The organism is Enterobacter sp. HNDS-6, from assembly GCF_039850505.1.
GTDB lineage: Bacteria > Pseudomonadota > Gammaproteobacteria > Enterobacterales > Enterobacteriaceae > Enterobacter > Enterobacter kobei.
The window spans coordinates 1,976,526-1,996,808 of the sequence record NZ_CP156673.1 but is presented as its reverse complement, the minus strand read 5'-3'; the positions used below and the strand labels follow the sequence as shown (position 1 = coordinate 1,996,808).

Here is a 20,283-nt window from a genome sequence, read left to right as displayed (position 1 = left end):
AGGCTCGCTATAACCCTGAGTTGCAGGTCTATGCAGTAACATTAACGATGACTGAGTGATGATGAAAAATGTTCTGATAAAGCTGACGACGTTCAGCGGGGTAGTTTTACTTTGCGGGTGTTCGAGCGTGATGTCTCACACCGGCGGTAAAGAAGGAACATATCCGGGGACGCGCGCCAGCGCGGCGATGATCTCCGATGACGATACCAACTGGGGCACCAAATCCCTGGTTATCCTGGATATGCCGTTTACGGCAGTAGCGGATACGCTTCTGCTGCCGTGGGATGTATTCCGTAAGGATGACTCCGTGCGTTCACGGGTAGAGAAAAGCGAGCAGGAAAACCTGGCGACCAACGCCGTCATTCCGCCCGCCGAGATGCCTCCGCGCTAGTTCTGTGCGGTTTCCGTTATCCAAAGCTGACGGAAACCGCCCGTCTCTTCCATCCATGCAATAACGCGCCCGTTCGGGGAAAACACGACGGCATCCGCAGAAGGTGGATTGCCGTGATCGGACGTCAAAAACGTCACCTCTCCGGTCTGTGCGTCGCAGCACGCAATCCGATTTTCGAGCACAAATCCCAGCATCTTCCCGGACGGGTGCCAGTTGAACGCAGACTGGATATCGCGCTCAGCGTGGGTGAGCTGGCGCGGCTCGCCGCCCTCAGGCGAGATCAGCCACAGCTGCACAACGCCGTTATCATCACGCAACAGAAACGCGATTTGTGTCGCCTGCGGGTTACTGCGCACCCAGTGGCGCGGCACGTTCACCAGACCCGGATAGCGGTTGTGGTGCGTGAAGGTTAACCGACGCTGCATCACGCCCGCTGGCGGCGCAGGCAGCATTTCTGGCGTTCCCTGCAGCGGCGCATCGCCCGCACGTTTCCAGCCCTGTTCATCTACTGGCAGGTTAACAATGAACAGTTCAGGCACTTTTTCGCCCTGTGCTGAGAGGGTATCGCCGATAAACGCCAGCCTGTCGTTGCCCACCCAGCCCTCTTCGTAGGCACGATTGATTTCGTCGCTGCCCGGTTGTGGGTTAGGCGTCGTGCGGCTGACCAGCACGCTCCAGAAGGTTCCCGGATATTCACGCGGATGGTTCCCCTGTGGATTCACCGGGCCGAAAGGCGCCGCCACGCCAACGTTGCGTAAATCGAGCTTCGGATCGCGCATATGCAAGACATGGTCGTTATAGGTAAAGCTGACCAACTGCCCGTTCGGGCTGAAGACATGTACGTGGCTGCCACCGCGCAGCGCGCCTGGAGTATAGGGCGCGGTGATATCCATCGCATCCAGATTGCTTACCTGACCGTGATGCGCAATCACCCCCTGGCGATGATGAAAATCGTAGCGCCAGTCCGCATCCGGGTGTTTCGGACCGTGGATAAAGACGTATTTATCCTGTGCCGGATGAACGGTCACCACGCCAACGTGCGCGCCGTCCGTCGCGCGATAAATCACCTCGACCTCGCCCGTGCCTACGTTAACTCGTTCGATGGTTTCACCGGTGAACGACGCCCCTGACGGACGCACGTCATAGACCAGCCACTGGCTGTCCGGCGTCCAGGTATTGATATTAGTAAGCTGGTGGTTGCGGGAAGCGAAGGTGATTTGTTTCATGAGGATACCCTGATGCGCAGTTATCGCATCAGGGTAAAACATCCGTGTGGATTAGCCTACTCGTTTCACATCACCTACCAGCAGTATGTAAGAAAGCGCGCCAATCAACGCCACGGCGGAGATGTAAACCAGCGCCGGGCCAAAACCGTAATCCTGGGCCAGATAACCGATGACCAGCGGCACGGTAATTCCACCCAGCCCGCCAACGAAGTTGAACACACCGCCGGTCAGACCGATCAGCCGCATCGGTGACAGGGACGACACCAGCGACCAGGTAATCGATGCGAAACCATTACCAAAGAACGCCACTGCCATCAGGGTCATTATCCACACCGGATCGTTGGTATAGTTGGCACCCATGATGCAGGTGGAGATCAGCAATCCGCAGATAATCGGTGTTTTACGCGCTACCCCCAATGAGAACCCTTTTTTTACCAACTTATCCGCCAGCCAGCCCGAGAGCAGGACACCGAAGAACGCGGCTAGGAACGGTACGGTGGTCATAAAGCCCGCCTTCAGCGCGGTGATCCCCTTCTCCTGCGTAAGGTAGTTTGGGAACCACGTCAGGAAGAACCACAGCGTGGACGTCACCGCAAATTGCCCCAGGTAAACCCCCACCAGCTTACGGTGGAAGACCAGCTTCCAGTCGGCTTTGGTCAGCGGCTGGCGCGCCTCTTTTTTCACGGGCGCATCACCATCCACCAAGCCGCCGCCGTCGCGGATATAGTCCAGCTCTGCTTTGCTGATGCTTTTGGTCAGGCGCGGCGGCTGATAGACCTTAATCCAGATAAACGACCAGATGATGCCGATCCCACCGGTAACAATAAACACCCAGTGCCAACTCAGCAGTTCCTGGATCCAGATTAACAATGGCGTCAGGAATGCCAGACCAACAAACTGCCCGGAGGTGTAAAAGCCCACCGCGGAGGCACGTTCGTGTTCCGGGAACCAGCTGGTCACCATGCGGTTATTGGTCGGGAACGCGGGTGCTTCAAATATCCCGGTGATGGCACGCAAACCGATCAGCGACATTAGTCCGGTCGCGAAGCCCTGGAACAAGGTCGCCACGGACCAGCCAAAAATAGCGATAAAATAAGTCAGACGTGAACCCACGCGGTCAAGGAACCAGCCGCCCGGGATCTGGCAAAGCGTATAGAGCCAGGCAAACGCCGAGAAGACATAACCCATTTCCGCTTTAGTGATACCAAACTCTTCCTGAATATGGGCCGATGCCACGGCAAGGTTGGCGCGGTCAACATAACAAATGACCACGGTAATAAAGATCATCAACAGCGTCAGGTAACGGCGACGCCCGGTTTTTGCAGCAGTAACTGGAATATCCATCGCAATCTGTCTCCAGATTTTGGGCATAGCGAAGCCGCTCACCATGCCCTGTAGTTTCAGAGGGTGTAATTATTTTTTTATTTAAAAACGTAGCCAGAATGCGCTAAATAATTCGTGCTGGGGGGAAGGCGGCAAGTTTTCGCATCCCCGGGAGCATACAAAAGTATGTGACCGGGGTAAGAAAGCGCAGCCAACGCCTCACCAGCGCGAAGTATGACGCGCATTTACCACTCGGCGACTGAACCGTCTTCATGCCGCCATAACGGGTTACGCCAGTCCGGCGCATGTTTACTCAGCTCAATAACTTTGGCTTCGTCAATTTCAACGCCCAGACCCGGTTTCGTTAACGGTTTAAAGAATCCGCCTTCCATGCTGAAGTCTTCTTTGTTTTTCACAAAATCGAGCAGCTCCGCGCCTTTGTTATAGTGAATCCCCATGCTTTGTTCCTGGAACACGGCATTGCGGGAGACAAAATCGACATGCAGGCAGGCCGCCAGCGCGATTGGTCCGAGCGGACAGTGCGGAGCCAGCGCCACGTCGTAGGCTTCTGCCATGCCGGCAATTTTGTAGCATTCGGTGATACCGCCCGCGTGGGAGAGATCCGGCTGCAGGATCGCAATGCCGCCCGCTTCGAGCACCCGTTTAAATTCAAAGCGTGAGAACATCCGTTCGCCCGCCGCGATAGGAATGTGCGTCTGTTCAGCCAGCTTCGGATAGTATTCGGCCTGCTCGGCCAGCACCGGCTCTTCGATAAACAGCGGGCGATATGGTTCCAGTTCTTTAATGAGCACCTTCGCCATCGGCGCGCTGACACGCCCATGAAAATCCAGACCGAACTCAATCTCGTTGCCGAAGGCTTCACGGATTTGCGCCACGGTATTTACCGCCCGGTCTACCGCGCGCGAGTTGTCGATGACGCCCATCTCTTCGCAGCCGTTGAGCTTGAAGGTGTCAAAACCGATGTTGCGCAGCTGTGTAATGCCGTCGATCACTTCCGAAGGGCGGTCGCCTCCGACCCAGCTATAGGCTTTGATTTTGTCGCGCACCAGGCCACCCATCAGTTGCCAGACCGGGGCGTTCAGCACTTTACCTTTGATATCCCATAGAGCCTGGTCGATACCGGCGATAGCGCTCATGAGAATCGGACCACCGCGGTAGAAACCCGCGCGATACATCACCTGCCAGAGGTCGTTAATGCGTGCCGGATCCTGCCCAATCAGATATTCCCCCAGCTCATGCACTGCAGCTTCAACGGTGCGGGCTCGCCCTTCAATCACCGGCTCGCCCCAGCCCACAACACCTTCGTCGGTTTCGATTTTCAAGAACATCCAGCGCGGGGGTAAACGGTACGTGGTGAGTTTGGTTATTTTCATTTCACTGCCTCTCGATACGCTTTCACAAATGCTGCCGCCTGCTGTGCGGTACGTTCAACGGGCTGTCCGGCGCGATAAAGATCGCTGCCCAGCCCCGCGCCCACACAGCCAGCGCTTATCCACTGGCCCAGGTTTTCTGGCGTAACGCCACCCACGGCAAAGACCGGCACGCTGGCGGGCAATACCGCCTTCAGCGCTTTGATGTAATCCGGACCAAAAGCCGAGGACGGGAAAATTTTCAGCGATTGCGCGCCCGCGTCGAGGGCAGTAAACGCTTCTGTGGCCGTCGCGCATCCCGAACAAACGGTCATGCCGTAACCCACTGCACGGCGGATCACCTCAGGATGGATGTTCGGGGTGACGATGAGCTTGCAGCCCATCTTTGCCAGCTGGTCCACCTGCTCCGGTTGTAAGACGGTCCCCGCGCCAATCAGCGCTTTATCACCAAACGCATCCACCACGGCCGGAATGCTCTTTTCCCATTGTGGGGAGTTGAGCGGAATCTCCACCGCGTCGAACCCGGCGTCTATAACTGCGCCGACGTGCGCTAACGCCTCATCGGGCGTGATACCGCGCAAAATCGCGATAAGGGGAAGGTCAGTTTGCCACTGCATGAGCGATGCTCCTTATTCCTGCCTGAAATGCCGTGTCGCCGGGTACCGTTGAAACGGTAAGCCCAACAGCGCGGAACGCCTGTTCGTAGCGTGACGTTAGCGATGCGCCTGCGACAATCGTGATGGCCTGCTCGTGCGCGATGAAGTCACGCATGCTGGCGACCTCAGCGCCAATCAGCAGGCCCGAGAGAAATTCACTGACCTGCTCGCGCGGGAGATCGCCCAGCACGTGCGAGGCGCGAACCTCAAAAAGTTGCGGCAAAACGACAGGACAGGCGTTCCCACGCGCCAGACCAGCAGCAAACGCCTCTGGCGAGGATTTTTGCTCCGGCAAACCAGCCCCCACCAGCGAATGGTTGAGCAGCAAATGATGCAGCTCGCCGGTCATCACGGTGCGAAAGTCGTGGATTTGCTCAGCATCCGCCTGGACCCACTTGCAGTGCGTTCCGGGCATAACGTAGACAGAAGAAGGAGATAGCGTGCGCGCGCCAAGGAGCTGCGTCTCTTCGCCGCGCATCACGTTGTGGTTATCGTCGCGAGAAACGCACAAACCGGGGATAATCCAGATATTGTCGCCTACGGACGTTAAACGATCGCCAATAGCAGAGAAATGGGCGGGAACAGGCAAATAAGGCGCGGTTTTCCAGCCTACGTTACTGCCTACCATACCCGCCATGACTACCGGCGTGGCGCTATCGCGCCAGTTTTGCGTCACTTCTGCTAACACCGCCTCAGGGGATTTACCGTTCAGGCGCGTTACGCCTGCTTCTGATTGCCTGCTCTCCAGGCACTGCTCGTCCTGGTACAGCCAGGCGCGCAGATTGGTCGAACCCCAGTCAATTGCGATGTAGCGAGATGTCATGTGATTTCCTTCAACCTTCGTGTCGAGCTGGCAATCATGGTAAGTGCCGCCTGCTCTGCCGCATCGCCATCCTGATGCCGTATCGCATCAAACAGCGCTTTATGTTCCTGGAGCGTTTTTGGCATGTTGGCCTCATCGCCCATCCAGGTACGTTCAAATACTGCTCGCTGTAGCGAGCTGATCGCCACGCTAAGCTGCTGTAATACCGGGTTATGTACCGACTGCAACACCGCTTCGTGATAGCGAATATCAGCCTCATTGAACGCTTCCCGGTTCTGGTTATTGGCAATCATGTCGTTTAAAGCCGACTCGATTTGTGCCAGGTCGCCGGACGTTGCCCGTTCCGCTGCCCAACGTGCGATTGCCGGTTCCACCAGATTTCGGACTTCACTCATCGCGCCGATAAGCCGCGGGTCGTAATCGTTTTCCAGTACCCACTGCAATACGTCGGTATCGAGGTAGTTCCACTGGTTGCGCGGGGCAACAAACGCGCCGCGATACCGTTTCATTTCAATCAGACGCTTCGCCATCAGCGAGCGGAACACTTCCCGGATGATGTTGCGCGAAGTTTCAAATTCCTCACACAGTTCAGCCTCTGCTGGCAGTGGCGAACCAGGAACGTATTTCCCGCCGACAATCTGGGTGCCCAGCGTAATGACGATGCGATCGGTTTTATTGAGAGTCATGGAGAGTCCTTGTGCTCTTTGTGTACATGACTACTTTACCGCGACCGCCGAATTTCACCTCACTTTTGCAGTACAAACGTGAGGGAGTTCGTCTTTGCCATGGCTGTAATGTAGTACAATCACTCAATGTTGTACTACAATCAAGATCACAAAAAGAACAATTCAATAAATTCAGCGCAAAAAAAAGCCCCGGTTGATAACCGAGGCCGATGAATGCAAACAGGCGTTACTGCAGCACAAACTTCTCGATGGCGTACGCCACACCGTCTTCCAGATTGGATTTGGTGACGAAGTTAGCCACGTCTTTCACCGACGGGATTGCGTTATCCATCGCGACGCCCATCCCCGCAAATTCAATCATCGCGATGTCGTTTTCCTGGTCGCCCAGCGCCATGATTTCCTCAGGTTTAATACCCAGCGCGTCAGCCAGTGATTTTACACCCGTGCCTTTATTGACGCGTTTATCAAGAATTTCGAGGAAGTACGGCGCGCTTTTCAACACGGTGTACTTCTCTTTGACCTCTGCCGGAATACGCGCGATGGCTTTATCCAGGATCTCCGGCTCATCGATCATCATCACTTTCAGGAACTGCGTCGCCGGGTCCATTTTCTCGGCTTCACAGAAGACCAGCGGAATGGTCGCAACGTAAGATTCATGTACCGTGTAGTAGCTGATATCGCGGTTGGCGGTGTAGAGCGTATTGCGATCGAGCGCGTGGAAGTGAGAGCCCACTTCACGGGAAAGTTTTTCCAGGAACAGATAGTCGTCGTAGCTCAGTGCCGTTTGCGCAACCGTGCTGCCATCTGCGGCTTTCTGCACCAGCGCGCCGTTATAGGTGATGCAGTAATCGCCCGGCTGGTTCATGTGCAGCTCTTTCAGGTAACTATGCACGCCCGCATACGGACGCCCGGTGGTCAGTACCACATTCACGCCCTTCGCGCGTGCGGCAGCGATCGCGTTTTTAACGGCAGGAGAGATAGTGTGGTCTGGCAGCAGCAGCGTGCCGTCCATGTCGATTGCAATGAGTTTGATAGCCATGAGTTCCCCGGGATAAATGAGTGCTGTCTCATGCTAACGCGATTAAGCACACAAAAATAGAGCTACATTGCGCAACAGAAGTGCCCCTTTTACCCGCATCCCGGGGAATAATGCCTTACTCGCGGGTCAGGACAATTTTGCCAAACGCACCGCGATCCAGGTGTTTAAGCGCCTGTTCGAGTTCATCAAAGCGGTAGCGATGCTCGATCACAGGTTTCAGTCCCGTCACATCCACAGCGCGGACGAAATCTTCCAGCGCCCGGCGGTGCCCGACGCCAATCCCCTGAATGACCGGAGATTTCAGCAACAGTTCGCCAGCGGACAGCGAAATCTCACTTCCGGCCAGCACGCCAATAACAGAAATACGCCCGTGAACGGCAACGGCACGCAGGGAATGCTTCAGGTTCTCTCCCCCCACGGTTTCGATAATATGGTCGATGCCGCGATCCTCCGTGAGCGCCAGGGTATTTTCAGCCCAGTCGCCTTTCAGCCGGTTGATGCCCTGGCTGGCGCCCAGTTTTTTGGCCAGCGCCAGTTTTTCATCGCTCCCCGAGGTGACAAACACCTCTGCGCCGTGCGCTTTTGCGATCTGCAGGGCGAATATCGCCACGCCGCCCGTCCCCTGCACCAGTACCGATTGCCCGGCACGTAACTGACCGCGCTCCACCAGCGCGAACCAGGCGGTAAGCCCTGCGCAGGGCAGCGTGCTGGCTTCTGCATCGTCCAGAGTGTCCGGGGCGGCCACCAGCGCGTCTTCCTTCACAATCACATACTCGGCCAGCATTCCCTGGAAATAGCCGCCGGAGGTTTTATAGGGCAAATTGCGCGCGTCCGCCTGCGGCCTGCCGTCGATCCACTCCGGGAAGAAAGTGGAAATGACACGAGCGCCGGGTTTGAAACGTGTTACGCCTTCGCCCGTGCTGTCCACCACGCCCGCCATGTCAGACGCAGGGGTAAACGGGAAGGCAAGCGGAATCGGCATCGTGCCTTCAATAACCATTTTATCGCGATAGTTAAGTGCAACGGCATTTACTCGTACGCGCACTTCACCCGGGCCAGGCGTTTGAACAGGTTCCTGAATGAGTCTGAGGTTCTCGCGCCCGAGGGCATTCATGGACCAGCGTTGCATTGTCTCTGTCATAATTTACTCCTGCCATCAATTAAGCTTCAGTTCTGACAGTCTACCGTTGACTTAATCTCTCCAGTGGCGATAAGTTTTCTCTTTATTGACGCCATAAAAGATACAATTCATGAGCGATACGCTGAAGGATATCCCTGTTTTTGTCGCCGCCGTGGAGGCGGGAAGTTTTGCTCAGGCCGCCATGCGTCTGCATTTGTCACGCTCGGCGGTAGGAAAAAGCATCGCTCGCCTTGAACAGCGTCTTGGCGTTCGTCTGTTTCAGCGCACCACCCGTAGCCTGAAGCTGACCGATAACGGCGCTCTTTTTTATGAACGCTGCCTGCGCGCGCTGGAGGAGATTCGGGGCGCAGAATCGTTGCTTGAGTCCGGGAAACAGCAGATCCGTGGCCGCCTGCGCGTCGCCATGCCGGTTCTGTTTGGCCGCCAGTGCGTTGCCCCTTTGCTGATAGAACTGGCGCAGGAGCACCCCGGTCTTGAACTGGAAATGTCGTTCAGCGACCGCGTGGTGGCTCTCGTGGAGGAAGGATTCGATATGGCGGTACGTAACGGCACGCTGCAGGACAGTAGCATGCTGGTCGCCAGAAGGCTGGGGGAGCACCGGATGGTGCTGTGCGCCGCGCCGGATTACCTGCTGGAGAGGGGCCAGCCACAAAGCGTTGCGGATTTAGCACACCATGCAGCCATTAACTATCTGCGTGCAGGCAGAGTTTTGCCCTGGGAGCTGATGGATAACGAAGGGACGTCGCACACCTTTACTCCCCGCTCCTCACTCAACATGGACGACTTGCAGGCTATCTGCGATGCGGCGCTGGCCGGATACGGCATTGCGTGGCTGCCCTGCTGGATGGCCAGCAGAGAAATTCATCAGGGAAAACTCATCCCGCTGTTAAAGCAGGCACCGGAAGTGCGCTTCGACGTTCATGCAGTCTGGCAAAAGACGCCACATCTGCCACTGAGAGTCAGAATTGCCGTCGATATGCTCGCCAGCCGTTTACCGTCAGTGCTGTCGCTGGATTTGTCTGCGCCCATAAAAAAGCCGCGCTAAATGCGCGGCCTCAGTAAAGCAATCTCACTACGATTAAATATCGATATTCGCCGCTTTCAGCGCGTTCTCTTCGATGAAGGCACGGCGTGGTTCAACCGCATCGCCCATCAACGTCGTGAACAGCTGGTCGGCTGCAATCGCATCTTTCACGGTGACGCGCAGCATACGACGGCTTTCTGGATCCATGGTGGTTTCCCACAGCTGATCCGGGTTCATTTCACCCAGACCTTTATAACGCTGGATAGAAAGACCGCGACGGGACTCTTTCACCAGCCAGTCCAGCGCCTGCTCGAAGCTGGCAACCGGCTGACGACGTTCGCCACGTTCGATAAACGCATCGTCTTCGATCAGACCGCGTAGCTTCTCGCCGAGGGTGCAGATACGACGGTATTCCGGACCGGTCACGAATTCGTGCTCGAGCGGGTAGTCGGTGTCGACGCCGTGGGTGCGCACGCGAACAATCGGCTCGAACTGCTGGGCCGCGTTCTGCTGAACGTCAAATTTCCACTGGCTACCGTGTTGCTCTTTCTCGTTCAGCTCGCTCACCAGGGTGTTCACCCAGCGGGTAACTGCCTGTTCGTCGCTCAGTTCGGCTTCGGTCAGGGTTGGCTGATAGATCAGCTCCTTCAGCAGCGCTTTCGGATAACGACGCTCCATACGACCAATCATTTTCTGAGTGGCGTTGAACTCAGAAACCAGACGCTCCAGCGGCTCGCCGGCCAGTGCAGGTGCATGAGAGTTCGCGTGCAGGGTTGCACCGTCAAGCGCGATCGCGATTTGGTACTGATCCATCGCATCATCATCTTTAATGTACTGTTCCTGCTTGCCTTTCTTCACTTTGTACAGCGGTGGCTGTGCAATGTAGACGTGGCCACGTTCAACGATTTCCGGCATCTGACGATAGAAGAAGGTCAACAGCAGCGTACGGATGTGCGAGCCGTCGACGTCCGCATCGGTCATGATGATGATGCTGTGATAACGCAGTTTGTCCGGGTTGTACTCGTCACGCCCAATGCCGCAGCCCAGCGCGGTGATAAGCGTCGCTACTTCCTGAGAAGAGAGCATTTTGTCGAAGCGCGCCTTCTCAACGTTGAGGATTTTACCCTTCAACGGCAGGATTGCCTGGTTCTTACGGTTACGGCCCTGCTTCGCAGAACCGCCCGCGGAGTCCCCTTCCACAAGGTACAGTTCAGAGAGCGCCGGGTCGCGTTCCTGGCAGTCAGCCAGCTTGCCTGGCAGACCCGCTAAGTCCAGAGCGCCTTTACGACGGGTCATTTCACGGGCTTTACGCGCAGCTTCACGAGCACGTGCCGCGTCAATAATTTTGCCGACAACGATTTTCGCGTCAGACGGGTTTTCCAGCAGGTATTCGCTCAGCAGTTCGTTCATCTGCTGTTCAACCGCCGATTTCACCTCAGAAGAGACCAGCTTATCTTTGGTCTGTGATGAGAACTTCGGATCCGGCACCTTCACGGAGACAACGGCAATCAAACCTTCACGGGCATCGTCGCCGGTGGCGCTGACTTTCGCTTTTTTGCTGTAGCCTTCTTTGTCCATGTAGGCGTTCAGGGTACGGGTCATCGCCGCGCGGAAGCCCGCCAGGTGCGTACCGCCGTCACGCTGTGGAATGTTGTTGGTGAAGCAGTAGATGTTTTCCTGGAAACCATCGTTCCACTGCAACGCCACTTCAACGCCGATACCGTCTTTTTCTGTGGAGAAGTAGAAGATATTCGGGTGAATTGGCGTTTTATTCTTGTTCAGATACTCAACGAACGCCTTGATCCCGCCTTCGTAGTGGAAGTGGTCTTCTTTGTTGTCACGCTTGTCGCGCAGACGAATCGACACACCGGAGTTCAGGAACGACAGTTCACGCAGGCGTTTCGCCAGGATGTCATACTCGAATTCGGTGACGTTGGTGAAGGTTTCGAGGCTCGGCCAGAAACGCACCATGGTACCGGTTTTGTCCGTGTCGCCAGTGACGGCCAGCGGTGCCTGCGGCACGCCGTGCGTATAAAGCTGACGGTGAATTTTGCCTTCACGCTGGATAACCAGCTCCAGCTTCTGCGACAGGGCGTTAACCACGGAGACGCCTACGCCGTGCAGGCCGCCGGAAACTTTATAGGAGTTATCGTCAAACTTACCGCCTGCGTGCAGAACGGTCATGATCACTTCCGCAGCAGAGACGCCCTCTTCCGGGTGAATACCGGTTGGGATGCCACGGCCATCATCAGTGACGGAGACGGAGTTATCCGCATGGATGGTGACCACGATGTCTTTACAGTGACCCGCGAGCGCTTCGTCGATAGCGTTATCTACCACCTCGAATACCATGTGGTGCAGACCGGTGCCGTCATCCGTGTCGCCGATATACATACCCGGGCGCTTACGCACCGCATCCAGCCCTTTCAGGACTTTGATACTGGAGGAGTCATAAGAATTCGACATCAACGTTTCTCGCTCATTTCAACTTGGGTTAATCCGTTATTTTACCCTTTTCCACGGTAAACATCTTCGAATTTTCGTCCGACATGTCCATAACGTGTTCAGCGCTAATCGCGCTGACGAAAACCTGCGACTGCGTGGCTTTTAAGCGGCTGGCAAGCAGCCCGCGCCGCGCGTCGTCAAGTTCCGAGGCAAAATCATCTATCAGGTACAGGCAGCGTCGCCCGCTCTCGCGAGTGAGGAACTCTCCCTGCGCCAGGCGCAGTGCGCACATCAGGAGCTTGAGTTGCCCGCGCGACAATGTGTCTTCCACCGGCGCACCGTCGGCACGAATGCGGAAATCCGCCTTGTGCGGGCCGTGCGCGGTGTAGGTCAGCATGCGGTCGCGCTCGAAGTTTCTCTCTAACACCTCGGCATAATCCGTCTCTTTCTCCCAGCCGCGCTGGAAGGAGAAGGTGAGAGAGAACTCGGGTAAAAACTGTTTGCAGGTGTCGGCCATGTCTTCGGCGATACCTGCGCTGTATTCGGCACGCCAGCGGCTGATCTGTTCCGCGAGAGGGATAAGCTCCAAATCCCACGGGCGCAGCTGGGCGTAACGGGTGACCTGGCGCAACGCGGCGTTACGCTGCTTGAGCAGGCGCTTCAGGTTGCTCCAGGCGTTAAAGAAACCGGCTTCGTTGTGAAAGCATCCCCAGTCGAGGAATGCTCTTCTGTATTTGGGGCCGCCGTTGAGTAAAGTAAACCCCTCGGGCGTAATCAGCTGCATCGGCATGAGCAGCGCCAGCTCCGCCACCTTGTGGCCGTCGGTGCCGTCGATGCGTACCTTGCTGTCGCCCTGCTTGTCTTTGGTCAGGCCAATGGCGGTTTCTCGCTCCGCCCCCTGCAAACGCCCATGCAGAACAAAAGATTCCTGCTCGTGGCGAATGACGCGGCCAATCTGCAAACTGCGAAACGCCCGACCATGGCCGAGCGTATAGATGGCTTCCAGCACGCTGGTTTTGCCACTGCCGTTTGCGCCAACCAGGAAGTTAAAGCCAGGGGAGAGAGCGAGATCCGCGCTTTCGATGTTGCGAAAGTCGCGGATCAACAGACGGGTGAGCGACATTACAGTCTCATTGGCATGACAACATAAGCCGCGCTTTGGCTGGCAGCATCTTCAATCTGTACGCTCGATACGGAGTCGGTCAGCAGAATGCGCACGTTCTCGCATTTCAGCGCGTTCAACACGTCCAGCACATAGCTGACGTTGAAGCCGATTTCCATCTCGGTTCCGGCGTAGGTGACGTCCAGAATCTCTTCTGCCTCTTCCTGCTCCGGGTTATTGGCGGTGATTTTGATCTGGTTTTCACTCACGTACAGACGCACGCCGCGGAATTTCTCGTTAGAGAGAATGGCGGCACGGGCAAACGCCTGCTTGAGGCTATCGCAGCCCGCTTCCAGCGTCTTGTCCGGGTTCTTCGGCAATACGCGGCGATAATCCGGGAAACGGCCGTCAACCAGCTTCGAAGTGAAGACAAAATCGCCCACATGCGCGCGGATGTTGTTGCTGCCGATCTGCACGCGCAGCGGCGTGTCGCCACCGTCGAGCATACGCATCAGCTCAATCACCCCTTTACGCGGCACGATCACCGAATGGTTTGGCAACGAGTCGCCAATCGGCATAGAACAGACCGCCAGACGGTGGCCATCGGTCGCTACGGTACGCAGCTCTTCGCCTTCGGTTTCAAACAGCATGCCGTTTAAGTAGTAACGAACGTCCTGATGCGCCATGGAGAACTGCGTGGCTTCAATCAAACGCTTCATCGTCGCCTGCGGCAGGGTGAATTCAACTTCACTCTGCCAGTCGTCCAGATTCGGGAAGTCTGCAGCAGGCAGCGTGGAGAGCGAAAAACGGCTGCGGCCAGAGCGCACCAGCATACGGTCGCCTTCCAGCTGCACGGCAATTTCAGCGCCTTCCGGCAGCCCACGGCAGATATCAAAGAATTTACGTGCCGGAACCGTGGTCGCGCCCGCGTCGTGCGGCTGCGTCAGCGTAACGCGCGCGATCATTTCCATTTCCAGATCTGTACCGGTCAGCGACAGCGTACCGTCCGCGACCTGAAGCAGCAGGTTTCCGAGAATAGGCAGCGTTGGGCGGCCACCTAATGGGCCACTCACCTGTTGCAGCGGTTTTAATAAATGTTCACGTTCAACGGTAAATTTCATAGCGTCACGATGATAGTGTTCTGATTAAATTGGAGAAATCTTCTTTTATGTCGTGGCTTTCTTCGCGTAACTGCTCAATCTTGCGGCACGCATGCAGCACGGTCGTATGGTCACGGCCACCAAACGCATCGCCGATTTCCGGCAGACTGTGGTTGGTTAACTCCTTTGCCAGCGCCATCGCCATCTGACGCGGACGCGCCACCGAGCGGGAACGACGTTTAGACAGTAAATCTGCCACTTTGATCTTGTAGTACTCGGCCACCGTCTTTTGAATATTGTCGATAGTGACCAGTTTTTCCTGCAATGCCAGCAGATCACGCAGCGCTTCTCGCACAAAATCGATGGTGATCGCACGACCGGTAAAGTTGGCATTGGCAATCACGCGGTTCAGTGCTCCTTCCAGCTCACGCACATTGGAACGAAGACGCTTGGCAATAAAGAACGCCACTTCACCCGGCAGGCGAATGTCGTTCTCATCGGCTTTTTTCATCAGGATCGCGACGCGGGTTTCCAGCTCCGGCGGCTCGATCGCCACGGTCAGGCCCCAGCCGAAGCGGGATTTCAGACGATCTTCAACGCCGTTGATCTCTTTAGGATAACGATCCGAGGTCAGAATGATCTGCTGATTACCTTCCAGCAGGGCGTTGAAGGTGTGGAAAAATTCTTCCTGCGATCGTTCTTTATTGGCAAAGAACTGGATGTCATCGATCAGCAGCGCATCAACGGAACGGTAGTAGCGTTTAAACTCTTCGATCGCATTGTTTTGCAGGGCTTTTACCATGTCCTGAACGAAGCGCTCGGAGTGCATATACACCACTTTCGCATTCGGCTTGCGGGCCATAATGCCGTTACCCACCGCGTGCAGCAGGTGCGTTTTACCCAGACCCGTGCCGCCATACAGGAACAGCGGGTTGTAGGCGCCTCCGGGGTTATCAGCAACCTGACGAGCCGCCGCGCGCGCCAGCTGGTTCGACTTACCTTCAACGAAGTTATCGAACGTGTGCTTCACGTTAACGTTGGAACGGTAGGTTGGCTCTGCCGGTGCAGGCACGTTATCCCAGCCCTGACGAGCAGGTGCAACGCGAGGGGCTGGCGCAGGAGCGGCCTGAGCTGGCGCTGCGACATTCACGGTTTCACGAACGGTTTGGGTGACGGGCCTGGTGCCCACTTCAAAACGCAGCTGCGGGACATCTGACCCGCAGAAATCGTTCAGCAGGCCGTTGATGTTATTAAGGTACTTGTCTCTTACCCAATCGAGCACAAAACGGTTTGGCGCATACAAAGCCAGCGTGTTATCGCTCAGCTCCGCCTGCAACGGGCGGATCCACATACTGAATTCTGTGGCTGGTAACTCATCCTGCAATCGGGCAAGACACTGCTGCCAAAGCGAAAGTGACACGGCGGACTCCACTCGAACAATAAAAGAAAACTATTGAATATTCATGATTGTTGGCGCACATCGACATGACCCTGTGCAAAGGGTGACGTGCGAATTGCTATCTGCAATTTAATCCTGACCAGGATCCTGGGATCCCGATCGGGACCGCGGATCATAGCCTAAACTGAGCCAGAGATCTTCTGTTTCTCACAGATTCTTCCCGATTTATCCACAGGAAGATCCGAAACCGGGTAAGTGTAAACGATCCTGGCGCGAGTGCCTCGCGATTTAGCCCGCATATTGGAAAATTTAATGAGCAACGACAATTTATTGCTTAAATGATCTAACGAAGATCCGGGACGATCCTTGCGCTTTGTTGCCGAGCCCGTATAATCCTCGACCCGGCGCGTGATGCTCATCTTCCTGCGTCGTCCGTTGCTCATTTTCCACGCGAAATCGTGCGGAAATACGCGGGAAATAAGGAAAGAGAATTGACTCCGGAGTGTACAATTATTACAATCCGGCCTCTTTAATCACCCACGCTGAGGCGTTAGTCGTTCGAAACTCGTTCGGGTATACGCAAAAGTCAGTGAATTTATTCAAGTTTAGGTAGAAATCGCCATGAAACGCACTTTTCAACCGTCTGTACTGAAGCGCAACCGTTCTCACGGCTTCCGTGCTCGTATGGCTACTAAAAATGGTCGTCAGGTTCTGGCACGTCGTCGTGCTAAAGGCCGCGCTCGTCTGACCGTTTCCAAGTAATAAAGCTAACCCCTGAGTGGTTAAGCTCGCATTTCCCAGGGAGTTACGTTTGTTAACTCCCACTCATTTCACTTTCGTCTTCCAGCAGCCACAACGGGCTGGCACGCCGCAAATCACCATCCTCGGCCGCCAAAATTCGCTGGGGCATCCCCGCATCGGTCTCACAGTCGCCAAGAAAAACGTTAAGCGCGCGCATGAACGCAATCGGATTAAACGTCTGACGCGTGAAAGCTTCCGTTTACGTCAGCACGAACTGCCTTCTATGGATTTCGTGGTGGTGGCTAAAAAGGGGGTTGCCGACCTCGATAACCGTGCTCTCTCGGAAGCGTTGGAAAAATTATGGCGCCGCCACTGTCGCCTGGCTCACGGGTCCTGATAGCCCTCATTCGGGTCTATCAACGCCTGATTAGTCCGCTACTCGGGCCGCACTGCCGTTTCACACCAACATGCTCAAGCTACGGAATTGAGGCATTGCGCAGGTTTGGAGTGATAAAAGGCAGTTGGTTGACGGTGAAACGCGTATTAAAATGCCACCCTTTACACCCCGGTGGAGACGACCCCGTCCCCCCAGGACCTTTTGATACCAGAGAACACTAACGATGGATTCGCAACGCAATCTTCTTATCATCGCTTTGTTGTTCGTGTCTTTCATGATCTGGCAGGCATGGGAGCAGGATAAAAATCCTCACCCCCAGCAGCAGACCACGCAGACTACGACCACCGCAGCGGGTAGCGCCGCCGACCAGGGCGTACCGGCCAGTGGCCAGGGGAAACAGATTACGGTTAAGACCGATGTGCTTGAGCTGACTATCAACACCCGTGGTGGTGATGTTGAGCAGGCGCTGCTGTTGACCTACCCGAAAGAGCTGAAGTCTACCGAACCGTTCCAGTTACTGGAAACCACGCCAGAGTTTATCTACCAGGCGCAGAGCGGCCTGACCGGTCGTGATGGCCCGGATAACCCGGCTAACGGTGCGCGTCCACTGTATAACGTCGAGAGCGACACCTTTGCGCTGGCTGATGGCCAGAACGAACTCGTTATCCCGATGACCTATACCGACGCGGCAGGCAACACGTTCACCAAAACCTTCACCCTGAAACGCGGTGAATATGCGGTAAACGTGGGCTACAGCGTACAGAACACCGGTGCGAAACCGCTGGAACTGTCTACCTTCGGTCAGCTGAAGCAGTCCATCAATCTGCCGTCTCACCGTGACACCGGAAGCAGCAACTTCGCGCTGCACACCTTCCGTGGCGCGGCATACTCCACGCCTGATGCGAAGTATGAGAAATACAAGTTCGACACCATTGCCGATAACGAAAACCTGAACGTCAGTGCTAAAGGCGGTTGGGTGGCAATGCTGCAGCAGTATTTCGCGACTGCATGGGTGCCAAATAACGACGGTACCAATAACTTCTACACCGCGAACCTGGGCAACGGTATTGCAGCCATCGGCTACAAATCTCAGCCAGTTCTGGTTCAGCCGGGTCAAACCGGTAAGCTGGCAAGCACCCTGTGGGTCGGCCCGGAAATTCAGGACAAAATGGCTGCTGTTGCGCCGCACCTGGATCTGACCGTCGATTATGGTTGGTTGTGGTTCATCTCTCAGCCGCTGTTTAAGCTGCTGAAGTTCATCCACAGCTTCCTGGGTAACTGGGGCTTCTCCATCATCGTTATCACCTTTATCGTTCGTGGCATCATGTACCCGCTGACCAAAGCGCAGTACACCTCCATGGCGAAGATGCGCATGCTGCAGCCGAAGATTCAGGCAATGCGTGAGCGTCTGGGCGATGACAAACAGCGTCAGAGCCAGGAAATGATGGCCCTGTATAAAGCAGAGAAAGTGAACCCGCTGGGTGGTTGCTTCCCGCTGCTGATTCAGATGCCAATCTTCCTTGCGCTGTACTACATGCTGATGGGTTCCGTTGAGCTGCGCCATGCGCCGTTCGCCCTGTGGATCCATGACCTGTCTGCACAGGACCCGTACTACATCCTGCCGATCCTGATGGGCGTGACGATGTTCTTCATCCAGAAGATGTCGCCGACCACCGTGACCGACCCGATGCAGCAGAAGATCATGACCTTTATGCCGGTCATCTTCACCGTGTTCTTCCTGTGGTTCCCGTCAGGTCTGGTGCTGTACTATATCGTCAGCAACCTGGTGACCATCATCCAGCAGCAGCTGATTTACCGTGGTCTGGAAAAACGTGGCCTGCATAGCCGCGAAAAGAAAAAGTCCTGATCCGATAAGTTAACGCTAAAATAAGGGCGGTCGATTGACCGCCTTTTTTATTTGTATTGAACGAGAGCAACCATGAGCCATAACGACACTATCGTCGCCCAGGCAACCCCACCGGGACGCGGTGGTGTAGGTATTCTGCGCATCTCCGGCCTGAAGGCGCGCGAGGTGGCCGAAGCGGTGCTGGGTAAACTGCCAAAACCGCGCTACGCGGATTACCTGCCGTTTAAAGACAGCGACGGTACACCGCTGGACCAGGGCATTGCGCTGTGGTTCCCCGGCCCGAACTCCTTTACCGGCGAAGACGTGCTGGAGCTGCAGGGCCACGGCGGCCCGGTGATCCTCGACCTGCTGTTAAAACGTATTCTGACCCTGCCAGGCCTGCGTATTGCGAAGCCGGGCGAGTTCTCCGAGCGTGCTTTTCTGAACGATAAGCTTGACCTGGCCCAGGCCGAGGCGATTGCCGACCTGATCGACGCCAGTTCTGAACAGGCGGCCCGCTCCGCCCTGAACTCGCTGCAGGGGGCATTCTCTGCCCGCGTGAATCACCTGGTGGAAGCACTTACTCACCTTCGGATCTACGTGGAAGCAGCTATCGACTTCCCTGACGAGGAGATCGACTTCCTCTCTGACGGAAAAATCGAAGCCCAGCTCAACCAGGTGATGAGCGACCTCGACGCGGTGCGCGCCGAGGCGCGTCAGGGCAGCCTGCTGCGCGAAGGGATGAAGGTGGTCATTGCCGGGCGCCCGAACGCCGGGAAATCGAGCCTGCTGAATGCCCTGGCGGGCCGTGAAGCGGCCATTGTGACCGACATTGCTGGTACCACCCGCGACGTGCTGCGCGAGCATATCCACATCGACGGGATGCCGCTGCACATTATCGATACCGCCGGTCTGCGCGATGCCAGCGATGAAGTTGAGCGTATCGGTATTGAACGCGCCTGGCAGGAGATCGAGCAGGCTGACCGCGTGCTGTTTATGGTGGACGGCACCACCACCGACGCCGTTGACCCGGCTGAGATCTGGCCAGATTTTATCGCCCGCCTGCCGGCTAAGCTGCCGATCACCGTAGTGCGCAACAAAGCAGACGTGACCGGTGAAACGCTGGGTATCAGCGATGTGAATGGTCACTCGCTCATTCGCCTGTCGGCGCGCACCGGTGAGGGCGTGGACGACCTGCGTAACCATCTCAAGCAGAGCATGGGCTTTGACACCAGCATGGAGGGCGGCTTCCTTGCGCGCCGTCGTCATCTGCAGGCGCTGGAAGAGGCGGCCCGTCATCTCGACCAGGGCAAAGCACAGCTGATCGGCGCCTGGGCGGGTGAACTGCTGGCGGAAGAGCTGCGCCTGGCGCAGCAAAATCTGAGTGAGATCACCGGGGAGTTTACCTCGGACGATCTGCTGGGAAGGATTTTCTCGAGCTTCTGTATTGGCAAATAACATCCGCTAATCCATGGTGATTTCCTCCCAGGAAATCACCATTGTCCAAATGGCAACTCGCCTAATCCCTCTTCTCCCCCTATTCTGCTTGCCTG

At 56.1% G+C, this 20,283-nt stretch carries 19 protein-coding genes; 7 read left to right on the top strand and 12 right to left on the bottom strand.

Translation table 11 applies throughout. The features are described from left to right. The first annotated feature begins 58 nt into the window (after positions 1-58). Positions 59-391 carry a YceK/YidQ family lipoprotein gene (locus ABFI50_RS09305; RefSeq protein WP_014881914.1) on the top strand — a complete coding sequence of 111 codons (333 nt, stop codon included), beginning with the start codon at positions 59-61 and terminating at the stop codon, positions 389-391. Here ABFI50_RS09305 and ABFI50_RS09300 read toward each other — a convergent pair. The 8 genes from ABFI50_RS09300 to ABFI50_RS09265 all read right to left on the bottom strand — a co-directional run bounded on the left by ABFI50_RS09300 (position 388) and on the right by ABFI50_RS09265 (position 8,676). Further along, a complete protein-coding gene (locus ABFI50_RS09300) occupies positions 388-1,617 on the bottom strand; it encodes a DUF3748 domain-containing protein (protein ID WP_248217179.1) in 1,230 nt (409 codons plus the stop codon). The genes ABFI50_RS09305 and ABFI50_RS09300 overlap by 4 nt on opposite strands. Positions 1,618-1,668: 51 nt before the next feature. Continuing rightward, complete coding sequence (locus ABFI50_RS09295; protein ID WP_347485904.1) at positions 1,669-3,006, bottom strand: MFS transporter; 1,338 nt, start codon at positions 3,004-3,006, stop codon at positions 1,669-1,671. A gap of 179 nt (positions 3,007-3,185) precedes the next feature. Then, positions 3,186-4,334 carry a galactonate dehydratase gene (dgoD, locus tag ABFI50_RS09290; RefSeq protein WP_023331670.1) on the bottom strand — a complete coding sequence of 383 codons (1,149 nt, stop codon included), beginning with the start codon at positions 4,332-4,334 and terminating at the stop codon, positions 3,186-3,188. After that, complete coding sequence (locus tag ABFI50_RS09285) at positions 4,331-4,948, bottom strand: 2-dehydro-3-deoxy-6-phosphogalactonate aldolase (RefSeq protein ID WP_347485902.1); 618 nt, start codon at positions 4,946-4,948, stop codon at positions 4,331-4,333. The genes dgoD and ABFI50_RS09285 overlap by 4 nt, the downstream gene beginning before the upstream one ends. Next, complete coding sequence (locus ABFI50_RS09280) at positions 4,932-5,810, bottom strand: 2-dehydro-3-deoxygalactonokinase (RefSeq protein WP_014881909.1); 879 nt, start codon at positions 5,808-5,810, stop codon at positions 4,932-4,934. The genes ABFI50_RS09285 and ABFI50_RS09280 overlap by 17 nt, the downstream gene beginning before the upstream one ends. Continuing rightward, positions 5,807-6,496 (bottom strand): D-galactonate utilization transcriptional regulator DgoR, encoded by a 690-nt coding sequence (gene dgoR, locus ABFI50_RS09275; RefSeq protein WP_003861109.1) that lies wholly within the window; start codon positions 6,494-6,496, stop codon positions 5,807-5,809. Before dgoR ends, ABFI50_RS09280 begins: the two co-directional genes overlap by 4 nt. Positions 6,497-6,722: 226 nt before the next feature. After that, positions 6,723-7,535 (bottom strand): sugar-phosphatase, encoded by an 813-nt coding sequence (yidA, locus tag ABFI50_RS09270; RefSeq protein WP_014881907.1) that lies wholly within the window; start codon positions 7,533-7,535, stop codon positions 6,723-6,725. 115 nt (positions 7,536-7,650) lie between these two features. Beyond that, positions 7,651-8,676 carry an NAD(P)-dependent alcohol dehydrogenase gene (locus ABFI50_RS09265; protein WP_232931887.1) on the bottom strand — a complete coding sequence of 342 codons (1,026 nt, stop codon included), beginning with the start codon at positions 8,674-8,676 and terminating at the stop codon, positions 7,651-7,653. A gap of 109 nt (positions 8,677-8,785) precedes the next feature. On the opposite strand from ABFI50_RS09265, the gene ABFI50_RS09260 reads away from it, so the two are divergent. After that, complete coding sequence (locus ABFI50_RS09260) at positions 8,786-9,721, top strand: LysR family transcriptional regulator (RefSeq protein WP_347485898.1); 936 nt, start codon at positions 8,786-8,788, stop codon at positions 9,719-9,721. 33 nt (positions 9,722-9,754) lie between these two features. On the opposite strand, the gene gyrB is transcribed toward ABFI50_RS09260, so the two are convergent. From gyrB to dnaA, 4 genes are read right to left on the bottom strand one after another with little or no spacing between them, the layout of a single operon-like run. Beyond that, positions 9,755-12,166, bottom strand: a complete 2,412-nt coding sequence (gene gyrB, locus ABFI50_RS09255) for a DNA topoisomerase (ATP-hydrolyzing) subunit B (RefSeq protein ID WP_014881904.1) — start codon at positions 12,164-12,166, stop codon at positions 9,755-9,757. A 28-nt stretch (positions 12,167-12,194) separates the two neighbouring features. Then, a complete protein-coding gene (gene recF / locus ABFI50_RS09250) occupies positions 12,195-13,268 on the bottom strand; it encodes a DNA replication/repair protein RecF (protein WP_014881903.1) in 1,074 nt (357 codons plus the stop codon). Continuing rightward, on the bottom strand, positions 13,268-14,368 hold the full coding sequence (dnaN, locus tag ABFI50_RS09245; RefSeq protein WP_010426557.1) for a DNA polymerase III subunit beta: 1,101 nt from the start codon (positions 14,366-14,368) through the stop codon (positions 13,268-13,270). The genes recF and dnaN overlap by 1 nt, the downstream gene beginning before the upstream one ends. Positions 14,369-14,372: 4 nt before the next feature. Continuing rightward, positions 14,373-15,767 carry a chromosomal replication initiator protein DnaA gene (dnaA, locus tag ABFI50_RS09240; protein ID WP_014881902.1) on the bottom strand — a complete coding sequence of 465 codons (1,395 nt, stop codon included), beginning with the start codon at positions 15,765-15,767 and terminating at the stop codon, positions 14,373-14,375. Between the two features lie 600 nt (positions 15,768-16,367). Between dnaA and rpmH the strand changes: the two genes are divergently transcribed. The 5 genes from rpmH to mnmE all read left to right on the top strand — a co-directional run bounded on the left by rpmH (position 16,368) and on the right by mnmE (position 20,188). Beyond that, positions 16,368-16,508: a 50S ribosomal protein L34 gene (gene rpmH, locus ABFI50_RS09235; protein ID WP_000831330.1), complete on the top strand. Its 141-nt coding sequence runs from the start codon at positions 16,368-16,370 to the stop codon at positions 16,506-16,508. A 16-nt stretch (positions 16,509-16,524) separates the two neighbouring features. Next, positions 16,525-16,884: a ribonuclease P protein component gene (rnpA, locus tag ABFI50_RS09230; protein ID WP_014072458.1), complete on the top strand. Its 360-nt coding sequence runs from the start codon at positions 16,525-16,527 to the stop codon at positions 16,882-16,884. After that, complete coding sequence (gene yidD, locus ABFI50_RS09225) at positions 16,848-17,105, top strand: membrane protein insertion efficiency factor YidD (protein WP_001307474.1); 258 nt, start codon at positions 16,848-16,850, stop codon at positions 17,103-17,105. The genes rnpA and yidD overlap by 37 nt, the downstream gene beginning before the upstream one ends. Before the next feature lie 2 nt (positions 17,106-17,107). Next, positions 17,108-18,751 (top strand): membrane protein insertase YidC, encoded by a 1,644-nt coding sequence (yidC, locus tag ABFI50_RS09220; RefSeq protein ID WP_347485895.1) that lies wholly within the window; start codon positions 17,108-17,110, stop codon positions 18,749-18,751. 72 nt (positions 18,752-18,823) lie between these two features. Beyond that, positions 18,824-20,188: a tRNA uridine-5-carboxymethylaminomethyl(34) synthesis GTPase MnmE gene (gene mnmE, locus ABFI50_RS09215; protein ID WP_014881900.1), complete on the top strand. Its 1,365-nt coding sequence runs from the start codon at positions 18,824-18,826 to the stop codon at positions 20,186-20,188. Positions 20,189-20,283 lie beyond the last annotated feature (95 nt).